The following is a 14820-nucleotide window of genomic DNA, read 5'->3' as shown; positions in this document are numbered from 1 at the left end:
AATTTAAGAATTCAATCGCGGTATTGTTCTTGGTATCATGTGTATGATTTGCTAATTTGCAATACAACTTCAAAAAGACATTCTATGATCCCAGTTAAAAATATTCTTGCAGGTGTAGGCCTTGTGGCTACTACTGCATTTTGCGTTCAGGCCGTTCAGAAAGAGGCTTCCGATCCCGAAATCACAAAAAAGGAAAAACTCGTAAACGATTATAATGTGTACGCGATTCCGTTGCCGGAAGCCATGGATTTTGCGGGGGAGCGGGTTCCTCTTGAAGATCCCGATGTACGTGAGCGTATGGACCGGGAACTTCTGGTTAACACCTACTGGCAGTCTAACGGGTTGCTGATCATCAAGCGTGCTGCAAAATATTTCCCGATCATCGAACCTATTCTTAAGGAAGAAGGCCTGCCCGATGACTTCAAGTACCTGGCGGTTATTGAGAGCGGACTTACCCAGGCGGTATCACCTGCGCGTGCTACCGGCTTCTGGCAGATACTTGGCAGTACGGGTAAAGAACTGGGGCTTGAAGTAAACGATAATGTAGATGAGCGTTATAATGTGGAGCTCGCCACACGTGCGGCCTGTAACTATTTAAAAAAGTCCAAGAATTATCTGGGAAGCTGGACGCTTGCCGCTGCAGGCTATAATGCCGGTAACGCCGGGATCAACCGCAGACTGGAAGCTCAGGATGTGACGGGTTACTATGATTTGCTTTTGGGAGAAGAAACGGGAAGGTATGTTTTTAGAATTTTGGCCCTAAAAGAAATCCTCAAAGATCCTAAAAAGTATGGCTTCAATTATACCGAAGATGATTTATATACCAGCGTTCCTACCTATAAAGTTGCAGTAGATACTGCTGTTACCGATTTTGTAAAATTTGCACAGGACTTTGGGATTAATTATAAAATATTGAAAATTCACAATCCCTGGTTGCGTGAAGATCATTTAAACAACGCTTCGCGAAAAGTGTATCAGATTGAGATTCCCGAAAAAGGTGTTTATACTGTGGGGCAGTAAACCCGGATAAATCAGAATAAAAAAGGAGCCTGAATAAGGCTCCTTTTTTTTAGGTGTTATGTTAAATGCACTATTAAAACGTAGCCAATGATTCGGGCAGATCGTTGATGTTGATGTTTAGATCCAGATTGATTGCAGCGATCTGGCGGTTTAAAAAATTAAGGTTCTGATTGATGATCTCAGCGCCGGAAATGCCCAGTTGATTGGGAGGTCTTCTGTTGATGTCTAAAATTTGTCCATCTGCCGCAATCACGTACGAAAGCGAAATACCCAGTGCGTGCTTTAGCAGGTTTACGGTTTTCATATGCTTATTCTGCACCTCGTCTACGTAAGCAACCTGAATGTTTTTGTGGAACTTTTTGGCTTCTTTTTTCACGGTGCTTTTATCATCCCAAAACAGGACAATAAAATCTACGAGACCGGCATAGCGCTCGGCAAGTTTGTTTAGAACAGGAATTTCGCCATCACTGGGAATACACCACGAAGAATAGGTAAGTATAATTGTGGGGCGTTCAAAATCTTCGGTAGAGGTGATAAAAGAATTGTTTAGATTTTCAAACTCAAGATTATCAAGATATGTGCCCTGAAGCTTGCTTTTTACCAGGGTATCAAATAAAGATTTGGCAAAGTCAAACTCACCGTACTTGAGAGCCTCATCAACCCGTGCGGTGTACTTATCCATATTTGCAGCCAGGGCATCAGAGAAAAGTACTTTTTGTTCTTCCTGAGCCTGTAGACTAAAAACCGATAAGAATAGAAGTATAAGTAGAGTTCTTGCCATATAAATCCTTGAAAAGCAAAGATATCCTGAGCATCAGCGGCAATAAAATCTAATCGATAAAAGGAAATGTAAAATCGTTATAAAACACAAGACATTCGCGAAATCCGGACGCCTTCAGAGAATACCTATTATTAAAACAGGAATTTGCAGATTATAGAGCAGGTGGTTTAAGCTATCTGCGTCCGCCCCGGCCGTATTGCTGACGAGGCATATTTGCAGCCTGTTTCATTTGCTGCTTCATCATTTTGATCTGCTCGCCAAGCATATTGTGCTTATCTAATTTTTTGGCTTCCGCAAGCAATAAATCTGCTTCCCGGCGTCTGTTTTTAGTCATGGCAATACCGGCTAGATTGATTTTGGCCATTGCCAGATCGGCATCCATACTTAGACCCAATTGTACAGCCTTTTTAAAATATTTTTCAGCCTGAATCATATTGGTTTGAGAAACCATAAGACCGTTTAGGTAATTGTAATACCCCTGTTGCTTACGCACCAGTGCAGCTTCGGGATTCTTGATTTTGTTAAGCCACTTTTGAGCTCCGGCAAAATCCTGTTTACGCAATCTCAGGAAAGCAAGAATCAAAATCTCATTCTTAAAGTAGAGCAGTACAAAAATACCTGCCAGAAGGATTAATAAAATGCCGTTGCCTATAGAACGATCTGCAAATTGCCATACGGCCAATGCAACTACAAGAACAGCTAAAACGAGTTTTATATTTTTGTTGAACATTATCGGAATTCTTAAAGTATTAAATCAAGGCATCAGCTTATACTTATAAATGCCTGTTTTATTGAGCCTGCAAATGTAATAAAAACAATCTGAAATATTTTAAACTTTGCTCTTGTTGAATTAGAAACTCTTTGTATATTTGCGCCCAGCTTTTGGGAAGGCTATTCTCAGAATTACAACAGAAAAGTTTAAGGAAGATTAAAGAAGATACACAATGAGCAAAAGAACGTTTCAACCTTCAAAAAGAAAAAGAAGAAATAAGCACGGTTTCCGCGAGCGTATGGCTACAGCTAACGGTCGTAAAGTCCTTGCACGTAGAAGAGCAAAGGGTAGAAAGAGATTATCTGTATCTTCTGAGCTAAGACATAAGAAATAAATGATTTTTATCGTTTAAAATATCAAAGGTGTTACTTTTAAAAGTAACACCTTTTTTTTATAAATACTCCAGACTAAATTTAAACACACATACTTAATCTGAGCACTAATGCCTAAAAACGAAAAACTTAAATCAATCTTAATAATCGGTTCTGGTCCAATCATTATAGGTCAGGCATGTGAATTTGACTACTCCGGATCACAGGCACTGAGATCCCTGGGGGAGGATGGTATTGAAACTATTCTCATCAATTCGAACCCGGCTACTATTATGACAGACCCTGTGATGGCAGATCACATTTACCTGTTGCCGCTTACCACAAAATCTCTTGTTAAAATACTGGAAGAGCACCCGCAAATCGACGCGGTACTGCCTACTATGGGAGGGCAAACAGCGCTCAACCTGTGTATTGAGGCCGATGAAAAAGGTATTTGGAAAGATTATGGAGTTCAATTGATAGGTGTTGATATTGACGCGATTAATATTACTGAAGATCGGGAGAAGTTTAGAGAGCTGATGCTTAAAATAGGCATAGGGATGGCTCCTCAGGCTACAGCAACATCCTTCTTAAAAGGAAAGGAAATTGCTCAGGAATTTGGATTTCCGCTGGTAATACGGGCTTCGTATACCCTTGGTGGAGCTGGAGCTTCGATTGTCTACAAACCTGAAGATTTTGATGCACTTCTAAGCCATGGTCTCGAAATATCTCCTATTCACGAGGTGATGATCGATAAAGCCCTCATGGGTTGGAAAGAGTATGAGCTGGAGCTGCTGCGGGACAAAAATAACAACGTGGTTATCATTTGTACCATCGAAAATATGGACCCGATGGGGATCCACACCGGAGATTCAATTACCGTAGCGCCTGCTATGACCTTAAGTGACCGTACGTTTCAGCGTATGCGTGACATGGCCATACATATGATGCGCTCTATAGGTGACTTTGCCGGTGGCTGTAACGTACAATTCGCCGTAAGCCCCGACGAAAAAGAAGATATCATCGCGATTGAAATCAATCCACGGGTATCTCGTTCTTCGGCTTTGGCTTCTAAGGCAACCGGTTATCCTATTGCAAAAATCGCTTCTAAACTGGCTATTGGCTATACGCTTGACGAACTCGATAATCAGATTACCAAATCTACTTCGGCTTTGTTTGAGCCTACTCTGGATTATGTTATTGTGAAAATCCCACGCTGGAATTTCGACAAATTTGAGGGCAGCGACCGTACTTTAGGATTACAGATGAAGTCAGTAGGAGAGGTGATGGGTATTGGCCGCTCGTTCCAGGAAGCTCTTCATAAGGCAACCCAGTCGCTCGAGATCAAGCGTAATGGTCTGGGAGCAGACGGTAAAGGCTATACCAACTACGATAAGATTATTGAAAAACTGACTAACCCAAGTTGGGACCGCGTGTTTACCATTTATGACGCCATCCAGATGGGTATTCCGTTAAGCCGTATTCACGAAATCACCAAGATTGATATGTGGTTCCTTAAGCAATTTGAGGAAATGGATGCGCTGGAGAAAGAAGTTTCTAAATATACCATAGACACGCTGCCTCGTGATCTCCTGCTGGAGGCTAAACAAAAAGGTTTTGCAGACCGCCAGATCGCGCATATGCTCGACTGTCTGGAAAGCAATGTCTACGACAAGCGTGACGAATATAAAATCAACCGCGTTTATAAACTGGTTGATACCTGTGCCGCAGAGTTTGTGGCACAAACGCCTTACTTCTATTCTACTTTTGAGAATGAAATGCAGTTGACATCGGGCGAGCGTTTTGCCGATAATGAGAGTAAAGTAAGCGATAAGAAAAAAGTGGTGGTGCTGGGCTCTGGTCCTAACCGTATAGGTCAGGGAATTGAGTTTGACTACTGCTGTGTACACGGGGTTATGGCAGCTGCCGAATGTGGATACGAAACCATTATGATTAACTGTAACCCGGAGACGGTTTCGACCGACTTTGATATTGCAGACAAGCTCTATTTTGAGCCGGTATTCTGGGAGCATATCTACGACATCATCCGTCACGAGAAGCCCGAAGGCGTAATTGTGCAGTTGGGAGGTCAAACCGCTCTTAAACTGGCTGAAAAATTAGACCGCTACGGAATCAAAATTATAGGAACCAGCTATAAGGCACTTGACCTTGCTGAAGATCGCGGTAGTTTCTCCAGACTTTTAAAAGAAAACGGAATCCCGTATCCTGAATTTGATGTAGCCGAGAGTGCAGAAGAAGCACTTGCTGTTGCAGATCGTCTGGACTTCCCTATTTTGGTAAGACCCTCGTATGTATTGGGAGGTCAGGGAATGAAAATCGTGATCAACAAAGACGAACTTGAAGAAACCGTTGTTGACCTGTTGCGTAAGATTCCAAATAACAAACTCCTGTTAGATCATTATCTGGATGGGGCAATTGAAGCTGAAGCCGATGCGATTTGCGATGGCGAGAATGTTCAGATCATCGGTATTATGGAGCATATTGAACCTTGCGGAATTCACTCCGGGGACTCCAATGCTACCCTGCCACCGTTTAACCTGGGAGATTTGGTTATTCAGCAAATTAAAGATCATACGCATAAGATTGCTTTGGCACTCAATACCGTTGGATTGATCAATATTCAGTTTGCGATCAAAGACGATATGGTGTATATCATCGAAGCCAACCCGCGTGCTTCACGTACGGTTCCTTTTATAGCGAAAGCTTATGGTGAACCTTATGTTAACTATGCAACCAAGGTGATGCTGGGCGAAAAGAAAGTGACTGACTTTGAGTTTAATCCCAAGCTGGAGGGTTATGCGATTAAGCAACCGGTGTTCTCATTTAATAAGTTTCCAAATGTGAATAAGCAGTTGGGCCCTGAAATGAAGAGTACCGGCGAAAGCATCTTGTTTATCGACAGTTTGAAGGATGATGCATTTTACGATCTGTACGCAAGAAGAAAAATGTATCTAAGCCGATAATTTTTTGCAACATATAATTTGTGGCAACGTCTTTAGAGTAACTTTAGTATAATATTGCTTTTTATTTGGCATGCTATTTGAAAAGTTATTTTATCTTTACAACGCATTGAAACACAGTTATATGGTATGAAATTTACTTGGTTTTACATTTTCCTTTTGACGTTTGCATTCACATTAAGTGCACAAACTACACATGTAATCAACTGGAAGTCAGGTTCCAAGGATCTTTCGTCTACGCTTGAAATTCAGGTAGGAGATACCGTACAATGGGTTTTTAGTGAGTATGTTCCGCAAAATATTGTCAATACTTCTTTTGGCGCTCCTGCAGACTTTGGGATTTCCCAGCGTCTATCTGAAGGTTCGGTTTATGAGTATGTATTCACTAAAAAAGGGATCTATACTTTTGAGAGTAGTGCCAAAAAGAGTTTGAAGGGAAGTATCAAGGTTTCCGATTCCAAATCGGTTGTATCTCAAACGGCAGACGGATATAAGATTTATCCCAATCCGGTAAAAGATCGCTTGTTTTTTGAGAGTCCGTCACTTAGTAATTCTTTAGACATCACGTTTTACGATGTGTTGGGTAAAAAGGTTAAGCAGGATAAAGTTTCCTCAGCTTTGGCTTCGAGTGGTCTGGATGTAAGCACGTTGAAACGCGGTGTTTATCTCATTCAGATTGATAACGGTAGCCGTTCTTTTACGCAAAAACTGATTAAAGATTAAGCTTCTACACGCATTATAACAAAAGCCCTTCCGGATTCCGGAAGGGCTTTTGGTTTTATAGATTTCAGGAAACAATAATTTTAAGGAGGTTATGCTTTCGATGCCACTTCCATGAGCAGCGCACACAGATAAGCTCCGGCAGTACCCGTAACATAACCAAAAACCGCCAGCAGTATGCCTACCGAGGTTAGCGAGGGGTGAAACTCTGCGGCTACGACAGGTGCAGAGGCAGCCCCGCCCACATTTGCCTGACTCCCCACGGCGAGGAAGAAATAGGGTGCTTTGATGAGCTTTGCAATGCCAATGAGTAAGCCTGCGTGAATGCTGATCCAGATTAAACCAATGGCAATCAAACCCGGGTTCTCAAGTACTTTGGTTAAATCCATTTTCATACCTATGGTTGCGACCAGGATGTAGATAAAAAGTCCTCCTACTTTACTGGCGCCGGCACCCTCGTAATTTTTTGCTTTGGTAAACGAAAGCATAATTCCAAAAGCCGTAGCAAAAACCACCATCCATAAAAAGTCTGAACTCAGCGAAGACAGGATTTTTTCTTTGTTACGCACCACCTCAAAGTTGTTTTCCAGAAAAGAAGCAAAGTGCGTCCCCAGAAAATGCGCCAGACCTACCCCTACAAAAGCAAAAAACAGAAACATCACCAAGTCCTGAAGGGTCGTGTTACGGGCAATGCTTTCGGTATGAGTGGTCACTTTAGCTTTGAGTCTTTCGATAGAAGAGGTGTCTGCTTTCAGCCACCGGTCTATGCGCTCGCGTTTTCCAATCCCAAAAAGCAACAAGGCCATCCAGATATTGGCGACTACGATATCAATGAGCACCATCCCGCCATAGTTCTCGGGATTGTATTTAAAAACCTCAAGCATCGCGGCCTGATTGGCACCACCACCTATCCAGCTGCCTGCAATGGTTGATAGTCCGCGCCATACGGCGTCAAAACCATTGCCACCCACCGTATCGGGCGAAAAGATGGAAACGATTAAAATCGCCAAAGGTCCGCCAATGATGATGCCTACAGTTCCCGTAAAAAACATAATAAGGGCTTTGGGGCCCAAATTAACGATGGCTTTAAGGTCGATGCTCAGCGTCATTAAAATAAGCGCTGCAGGAAGCAGATACCGGCTGGCCACAAAGTACAGATTGCTGGCTTCTTCCGAAACGATACCGGTACTGGCAAGGATTGCGGGTAACAGATAGCACAGGAGCACCGTGGGAACGACGGTATAGAATTTTTGCCAAAACCGGGTTTGCAGGGAAGAGGTATAAAATACCAAACCCAGACAAAGCGCCAGGAGTCCAAAAATTACCGTATCGTCTGTTAAATGCAATTGATCCATCAATGTAAAAATACTTGGTTAGGCTTTAAAGGTAGGGTATTTGGGAGGATTGAAAGAACAGCATAGAGGCATCAAAAGAGACTCGATCTTTGTGAAATTAACCAAATTAGAATTTAGCTCCCGATCAGACTATCTGTATATAGCATATTTGAATTTCTAACTATAATCTACAACTCCCACCGCTTCAGGTTATATGCGGCATCCCAAAATTGATACTCCAAACGCGATGCTGTGATAAAAGCTTCCGTCATGCGCCGGCGTATTTGAGGTGTGGTTTGTAAAGCTGCCTTATTACACAGATCAATTGCCCTTTCTACCGAAACCGTAAATTCTTCCCCGGCATAGGCTTCAATCCAGTTTTGAAACGGGTTTCCGGCAGCCTGATGGTGGGTATAAATATATTCTCCAACATTTTTATAAATCCAAAAGCAGGGGAGTGTTGCAGCCATCGCTACTTCCACGGGTTCCAGTGTTGCAGTACTTCTCAAAAAGTGCGTATAATGATGACAGGCGGGCTGTATGATTCCCTTGTTTGACACTCCAAAGTCTTTAAAATAAGACTCGTGCAGGGCTTGCTCTACCACAATGGCATTTTCCGCAAATTGTAGGTATGCCAGCGCATCTTCCACATCATACGCTTTAGCACCTATTAAAGCCAAGGCTCTTCCAAAATGCTCCAGATAATAGGAGTCCTGCAGCATGTAGAACTGAAATGTCTTCATAGGAAGACTGCCGTCAGATAATTCCTCAATAAAGGGCATTTTGAGAATGGAATTGTAAATACCATTAACAGCTTGCCAGGCATTTTCAGACCAGTTCATTTTTATTAAGCTTTTGAGGGTTGAAAAAGTGATTTAAGGGGCCGTTTCCTTTCCCGGTTTCAGTATCTGCGCCCTGCTTTATGGCCTGGTAGACATACTCCTGTGCCAGATCAACTGCTTCATACAGGGAATTTCCCAGGGCTAAAAAGGAAGCAATAGCGGAAGATAGGGTACAGCCTGAACCGTGGGTGTTGTTGGTTTTAATTTTTTCGAACTCAAAAGCACGTGGAGTAGTACTTTCATCAAATAACAGGGAAGTGATTACTTTTGTTTTCTGATGACCTCCTTTCAGCAGTACAGCTTTACAGCCCAATTTTTTAATAGAAGCTCCTGCCTGCATCATATCTTCCAGACTTTCTACCTTTATGTTCGCTAAAATAGCTGCTTCATCCATATTCGGGGTAATGATATCGGCAAGGGGCAGCAGTTTTTTTACAATAACCGCTATGGTTTCTTCTTCAATAAGACGATGTCCGCTGGTTGCCACCATAACCGGATCAAAAACAACGGGAATGTCGGGGTAGTTGCGCAATTCCTTCACGAGGACCTCCACCAGTTGCGGGGTATGTACCATCCCTATTTTTATCGCATCGGGCACAATATCTTCCATTAAGTTTTCCAGCTGTTCAGCAACCGCTTCCACAGGAATGGGAAAGATAGTTTTGACACCCCGGGTGTTTTGCACAGGCAATGCGGTTAACACAGAGGTGGCGTAGCATCCCAAAGCAGAAATCGTTTTGATATCGGCCTGAATACCGGCACCGCCACTGCCGTCAAAACCGGCAATGCTTAAGACTGAAGGATAGGTGTATTTTTTCATTTTAAAAGTTCATTTTTTAATTGATAAGCTGCCTTTTGAGGGTTGGGCGCTCCACAGATTGCAGATACCACAGCAATGCAATCAGCTCCCGCATCGATAACCGATTTTATATTGTGCACATCCAGATTACCAATGGCCACCAGAGGTTTGTCTGTAAGCTTGCGTATAGTTCTGATTCCATCCAATCCCCATTCGGTAATGGTATCGGTTTTGGTAGGTGTTTTAAATACGGGACTGATACCTAAATAATCAGAAACGGCGGTTTCTTCTGTATCCAACTGCTCCAGATGTTCTATAGAATAACCCACATATGCAGCGTTACACCACAATTCTCGTATAGCAACAGGAGGAATGTCATGGGTTCCTACGTGAATACCTGTCGCATTTACTTTCTTAGCGATCTCCAAATTATCATTGATGATGAGCGGGATCTCATAGTTGTCCGTGATTTCTTTGAGCTGGAGTGCCTTGCGTATAAACGTCTCCAGATCATCGTTCTTTTCCCGTAACTGGATTAGGTCTACTCCTCCTATGATACTTTCTTCCGCCACCTTGAGAAAGTGTCGCCCTTTACAGTCGGCTTCAGACAAAACCAGATAGAGTTTATAGGGAAATCGGGATTGTTTGTTCATCCCCGGGAAATTTTAAGCTGTGCGTCAAACTCAGTTTCCTCCAGGTTATAGAGTTTATCCAGGATTTGCATTTGCAGACTCCCCGGTCCGGCAGCTTGCTGTGCAGCAAGCGCTCCTGCTATTCCCAATAAAGCCATCGCAGCAGCGGTAGCCTCTGTTTTGTCTGCAATCACAGCTATAAATGCTCCTATAATAGCCGATGCCGAGCAGCCTAAACCCGTAACCTTTGCCATCATAGCATGACCATTTTTAAGGTAAAGCAAACGCTGTTTGTTGTCTATAATGACATCCGTTTCGCCCGAAATACATACCACAGATTCATAGTGTTGTACGAGCTTGCGGGCAGCCTCCACAGCGTCGGTACTGGATGCGGTGCTGTCAACACCTTTGGTTTTGGCGGTATGAGACTGCGCAAGGGCTAAAATCTCAGACGCATTCCCTCTGATTACCGTAGGCCGGTACTGAAGTAGTTTTTGAAGGATTTCATCTCTATATGGGGTGGCCCCGGCACCTACCGGGTCAAGTACCCAGGGTTTATTTAGGGAATGAGCTGTTTCTGCGGCTATCAGCATAGCTTCAGACCAGTATTCGTCAAGCGTGCCTATATTGATCACCAGCGCGCCTGCAATGCCTGTCATATCTTTGACTTCTGATTTAGCGTGAGCCATAACAGGTGAGGCACCTGCTGCCAGCAGGGCGTTTGCCGTGTTGTTCATCACTACATAGTTGGTGATATTGTGTATTAAAGGGGATTGATTTTTTACGGTTTGGATGTGTTTCCAAAGTGTTTTTTCCATGTTGATCTATTTTTGTGAAACAAAAAAGCTTTAGGAAAAAACCGAAAACAAAGAAAGAGACCGCTTTTAGATAAGAAGCTCTTTTTTGCTTTTCCCTACGCCGGTGTAAGCCGGATCAGGTTCAAAGGGACTCTCTCAATTCTTTTCAGAATACCCCTAAAGCGAAACTAAAGATACAAATTAGGAACAGGATCGCTTTATATACAGCCGGTTTTATGCTGAAACAGATTTTAAAGTGGACAGCATGTAATAGGTAACCTTATTTTTAGTATTATTTCCGGTTTTTTGGGTTGCTTGCGTTAACGGTAGACGCTCGAATCGTACTGAGAAGCTCCCAGGCAAATCCAGGCTGAAACCACACTGCAACCACAGTGCAACCACACTGCAACCACACTTTACCACATTTTTTGTGGTTAAAGGTGGTTGGACAAGGGAAGTATGCAGGTACCATCTACAAGGATTCAGGTGTTTAGTAGTATTAAACCAGATACCAAGAAGGGCGTTGTATAGAACGTAGATTATGTGGTGTTTAGAAAAGGCACAGTTAAATCCTTTTGCAAATGTGCTGTGTGGGAACTCATTAGTTGGCTGCTGGTTGCATTTTTAAAAATAAGGAAAGCCTTATCAGGGCTTGTTTGATGCGACGGGATCAAGACCTAACCAAAGCAACGCAAATCTAAAAATTACCCTAACCTCTGTTAGTGGGTAGTCAATCTGTGCACAAAAAAAAGCAATTCGACTTCAAGTTAGCCTAACCGGAAAAGTCTCGAAGCTTTTGCGGATGCCTGTGCTTTAGCGCATCCCGAAGTTTTTCAATATGCGCTTTGTGTAGTGCTAAGTCGCTTATTTGCGCCTCAAAAGTTTTGGTGTTACTCAGCTTTGGAAAGCTCAGTTTGTTTTTGGCAATCGAACTTGAAACCAAAATGTTGAAGTAGTTGTAGCTTAAAATAAGCTTTTGGAAACCATTCGTTTCACCAATTTTAAAACCCAGTTTTTTTGCCGTACGTTCATTAATGATATAGCTGGTACCCTGCACCCGTAGTTGCGGCTGATCTTTATAAGCTTCTATCAGGGCCAGCAGTCCGTTTAAATATTCATACATTATATAGGCGGTGCGTTCGCGTCCGTTTAGCCTTCTGTCGATTGCAAAGTAATAGTCAAACAGGGTGCCGCCGTGAATTTTAATTAGGCCGTCTTTGGGTTTTTCGGTGATGAAAAGGGGAGCGTAGTAGATCATTTTCCCACTTTTTTTAAGGGAAGGCACATCAAAAAACGGAGCAATCAGAGACAGGATGATTGCAAAGCCCAGAATCGCGATAAAGTAGATCCCGGTATAGATCGAAAGTACAACCAAAACCAATAGGACCGCAAAAGCAAGAAAACCCAAAGCGAGCAGGAATTTGTTTTGCGCTTTAGGCGTTTTGGTGTAGAATTTATGATTTCTAAGGAAGGGTTCGACCCTGGGTTTAGAATTCAAAAGATCTGGTTTTGAGATTTGGAATCTGATTAAAGATATATACGTTTAGGCTCTAAAGGTAAGGTATTTCAGTTCCGGATTTTGTCATCTGGTCCCGAAAGCTTTCAACCGGAATCGTATAGGTTTTACAGGAAGAGAGTATTACCAAAATACTGCTGAGTAGTATTGTTTTAATTTTCATTTTAAAAAGTAAAATAGAGCTAGTTTTTTAGCGCACTTTGAAATTGTTCTAATATGGTGCTTTATTGAAAGTAATCATTACTAGCATTAGGCATTACAAAATTTAAAACCGTATAGATTATTAGTCCGGAACCTCCTAATAGGGTGCCTATAAGAAATAGCATTCTAACGTGATGCGTTTGCCAGCCGAGGTATTCAGCAATCCCGGAACAAACACCGGCTATCATTCTATCTTTGGATTTGGTAAGTTTTTTATTATTCATTTTTTTAATTTAGGAATAGAAAAATTTTTAAATAGTATTGATTGCTATTCTGGCAGTTTAATCTCAATTTCTCTAATACCCTCTTCGGGTGGTCCAAATCGCAATTTGGCAACTGCTCCTTTCATAAGGTTCGATTTTTCTAAAATCGGTTTGACAGCTTTAAAAAGGGTTTCTGCATTTGTACCATACATATAAAGGAAACCATCACTTAGATCCACAGCTATTTCGTGCCCGTCAAATTCTCCAACGCCTTCTTCATTAATGTGCTTTTCAAGGGCATCTTCTAATTGATAAAGAGGATCAAGTGAATCCATTTCATAGCGAAAATGTACAATTACTGCGTGTTCCGGTTCTTGTGGTTTGGAGTAGCTTTTATTTTTTCCAAAGAGTTTATTAAATAGTCCCACGTTGTATTAGTTTGTTTATGGCTAAAATTTCTGGAGATTATATTCTCGTTACTTTAAAATCAGTTTTTTAAACCTTTTACTGAATATTGGGAATAGACTAAAAAGGCTGGCCGACATAGTGCCGATGGTTAACAGGATTTGCACGAGAGGTGCACGGTGAGCTTACCGTTCGCGGTCATCTACTCGATTGGCTTTTCTTTTATTCAAATTCCTTTTTGTTGGTTTTTACATATTCAATGACCAATCCCGCCAAATTTTCTGGGTATTCATAGAATTCATCATCAAGTTTGTCCCAAGTTTCTGAAATATTGTCGGGAATATCTTCCATTAATTCTCGTCTTTGTTCTGTGTCTTTCGGAACAGGTAGTGTGGGAAATGTTTTAATGGCGCTATTCAAAATTTTGGCCGTTTGGTTTGCTTTTATTTCTTCTAACGCTTTTAAAGTTTCGTAAGCATATTCACCAGAACTATTGAAAAAGTATTGGTCAAATCCACCATTGTTAACTTGACCTTCGAGCATTTCAATAAATATTACGTTCTTTTCGTATTCGTTGAGTGATTCAAAATCTTTATCGTTTTTAGATTTTTCCCAAAGCAGTTCTCCAATTTGAATAACGGTTTCGGTTTCATCTTCCAAATTTAATAGTTTATCAATTTTTGTCATTCTGTTGCAGTTTTGTAGAAGAAATGAAACTAAAATTAGTCCGATGGTTTTATTCATTTTCTGTTTTAAAATTTGCCCAGTTCAGCACATTGAATTCGGCTCTCCGAAAATTACAGAAGTCCGATTTATTAAATATCAATTCCACGCTATTTTTGGGTCGGTCATAAGTCACAATCCAAGGCGAGCAAATTCGGTCAGTTAATTCGATTGATTCTGCAACCGAGTTTTTATCCGTTATTTGTCCAATAATTTCTATTCGATATGAGTTTTCAAACTTCTCATATTTTGAAATTTCAAATCTGTTTTTACAATTCAAAGTTCCGCAAATCAGTTCCGCAAACTTTTTTCCTTTTTCAAGAGATTTTTGATTTTCAGTTACTAAAGTCAGTCGGAATTTTGTCATTTCTTAAATTGGCTAACGGTTTCGATTATCGCCAGTTGGCGGAGTAAGGGACGCGGATTTGTCGGCTTAGTATTGGTTTGTTGATCACGTTAATTATTTTCTTTCTAACTGTGGGGCTTACTGGCGATGAACCGTTGTTATATGCTGGCAAATTTCTTAGTTAGAATTTTTAAAATTTCCTCATATCTTTTTTCATAAATTATTTGTTTTCTTAATGGTGATAATAAAAGTTTATATTCATTATTAAGTAAAATTAAAAGTCCACTTAAAAAAGGATATTTATAAAAATTGTAAGCTTCCCTAGATTAGAACTGCTTAATTTTCCAAAACTTGTTTAAAATTATTGTTTTTCATTCTATTGGGGCTAGCCCCAATAGAATGAAGCTTTGCGTATTGCACCGGTGATATTTTACCCA

General features: G+C 41.4%; 16 protein-coding genes and 1 riboswitch. Of the genes, 4 read left to right on the top strand and 12 right to left on the bottom strand.

Features of this window, described 5'->3' with window-relative positions; all coding sequences use genetic code 11:
* Positions 1-84 precede the first annotated feature (84 nt).
* Positions 85-1020, top strand: coding sequence for a lytic transglycosylase domain-containing protein (locus LLW17_RS10820; RefSeq protein WP_228230281.1), 936 nt, complete (start codon positions 85-87; stop codon positions 1018-1020).
* Positions 1021-1093: 73 nt separating this feature from the next.
* On the opposite strand, the gene LLW17_RS10815 is transcribed toward LLW17_RS10820, so the two are convergent.
* Positions 1094-1801, bottom strand: a complete 708-nt coding sequence (locus tag LLW17_RS10815; RefSeq protein WP_228230280.1) for a TlpA family protein disulfide reductase — start codon at positions 1799-1801, stop codon at positions 1094-1096.
* A gap of 172 nt (positions 1802-1973) precedes the next feature.
* Positions 1974-2531: a DUF2892 domain-containing protein gene (locus tag LLW17_RS10810; protein WP_228230279.1), complete on the bottom strand. Its 558-nt coding sequence runs from the start codon at positions 2529-2531 to the stop codon at positions 1974-1976.
* A 214-nt stretch (positions 2532-2745) separates the two neighbouring features.
* Here LLW17_RS10810 and rpmH point away from each other — a divergent pair, with 214 nt between their 5' ends.
* The 3 genes from rpmH to LLW17_RS10795 all read left to right on the top strand — a co-directional run bounded on the left by rpmH (position 2746) and on the right by LLW17_RS10795 (position 6588).
* The gene (gene rpmH, locus LLW17_RS10805) at positions 2746-2907 is read left to right on the top strand and encodes a 50S ribosomal protein L34 (RefSeq protein ID WP_099646692.1); all 162 of its coding nucleotides are present in this window, start codon (positions 2746-2748) and stop codon (positions 2905-2907) included.
* A 108-nt stretch (positions 2908-3015) separates the two neighbouring features.
* Entirely contained in the window at positions 3016-5868 is a 2853-nt protein-coding gene (gene carB / locus LLW17_RS10800) for a carbamoyl-phosphate synthase large subunit (RefSeq protein ID WP_228230278.1), read from the top strand.
* Positions 5869-5994: 126 nt separating this feature from the next.
* Positions 5995-6588, top strand: coding sequence for a T9SS type A sorting domain-containing protein (locus LLW17_RS10795; RefSeq protein WP_228230277.1), 594 nt, complete (start codon positions 5995-5997; stop codon positions 6586-6588).
* Between the two features lie 89 nt (positions 6589-6677).
* Here the strand turns inward: LLW17_RS10795 and LLW17_RS10790 are convergent, their stop codons facing one another.
* From LLW17_RS10790 to LLW17_RS10745, 10 genes are all read right to left on the bottom strand, one after another.
* Positions 6678-7940 carry a DUF819 family protein gene (locus LLW17_RS10790; RefSeq protein WP_228230276.1) on the bottom strand — a complete coding sequence of 421 codons (1263 nt, stop codon included), beginning with the start codon at positions 7938-7940 and terminating at the stop codon, positions 6678-6680.
* A 167-nt stretch (positions 7941-8107) separates the two neighbouring features.
* Entirely contained in the window at positions 8108-8761 is a 654-nt protein-coding gene (gene tenA, locus LLW17_RS10785) for a thiaminase II (RefSeq protein WP_228230275.1), read from the bottom strand.
* Complete coding sequence (gene thiD, locus LLW17_RS10780; RefSeq protein ID WP_228230274.1) at positions 8748-9581, bottom strand: bifunctional hydroxymethylpyrimidine kinase/phosphomethylpyrimidine kinase; 834 nt, start codon at positions 9579-9581, stop codon at positions 8748-8750. The genes tenA and thiD overlap by 14 nt, the downstream gene beginning before the upstream one ends.
* Positions 9578-10213 (bottom strand): thiamine phosphate synthase, encoded by a 636-nt coding sequence (gene thiE, locus LLW17_RS10775; protein ID WP_228230273.1) that lies wholly within the window; start codon positions 10211-10213, stop codon positions 9578-9580. The genes thiD and thiE overlap by 4 nt, the downstream gene beginning before the upstream one ends.
* Positions 10210-11010 (bottom strand): hydroxyethylthiazole kinase, encoded by an 801-nt coding sequence (gene thiM / locus LLW17_RS10770; protein WP_228230272.1) that lies wholly within the window; start codon positions 11008-11010, stop codon positions 10210-10212. The genes thiE and thiM overlap by 4 nt, the downstream gene beginning before the upstream one ends.
* Positions 11011-11085: 75 nt before the next feature.
* Positions 11086-11178, bottom strand: a riboswitch (TPP riboswitch).
* 583 nt (positions 11179-11761) lie between these two features.
* Positions 11762-12487: a hypothetical protein gene (locus LLW17_RS10765; protein ID WP_228230271.1), complete on the bottom strand. Its 726-nt coding sequence runs from the start codon at positions 12485-12487 to the stop codon at positions 11762-11764.
* 242 nt (positions 12488-12729) lie between these two features.
* Positions 12730-12930, bottom strand: coding sequence for a PspC domain-containing protein (locus LLW17_RS18990; protein WP_228230270.1), 201 nt, complete (start codon positions 12928-12930; stop codon positions 12730-12732).
* A gap of 44 nt (positions 12931-12974) precedes the next feature.
* Complete coding sequence (locus LLW17_RS10755) at positions 12975-13337, bottom strand: hypothetical protein (RefSeq protein WP_228230269.1); 363 nt, start codon at positions 13335-13337, stop codon at positions 12975-12977.
* A 199-nt stretch (positions 13338-13536) separates the two neighbouring features.
* On the bottom strand, positions 13537-14001 hold the full coding sequence (locus tag LLW17_RS10750) for a DMP19 family protein (protein WP_228230268.1): 465 nt from the start codon (positions 13999-14001) through the stop codon (positions 13537-13539).
* 49 nt (positions 14002-14050) lie between these two features.
* On the bottom strand, positions 14051-14404 hold the full coding sequence (locus tag LLW17_RS10745; RefSeq protein WP_228230267.1) for a hypothetical protein: 354 nt from the start codon (positions 14402-14404) through the stop codon (positions 14051-14053).
* Positions 14405-14820: the final 416 nt, after the last annotated feature.

The sequence above is a fragment of the Leeuwenhoekiella parthenopeia genome, assembly GCF_020782115.1.
GTDB classification, from domain to species: Bacteria; Bacteroidota; Bacteroidia; order Flavobacteriales; family Flavobacteriaceae; genus Leeuwenhoekiella; species Leeuwenhoekiella parthenopeia.
The sequence above is the reverse complement of the archived record's forward strand: the minus strand, read 5'-3'. Positions and strand labels throughout refer to the sequence as shown.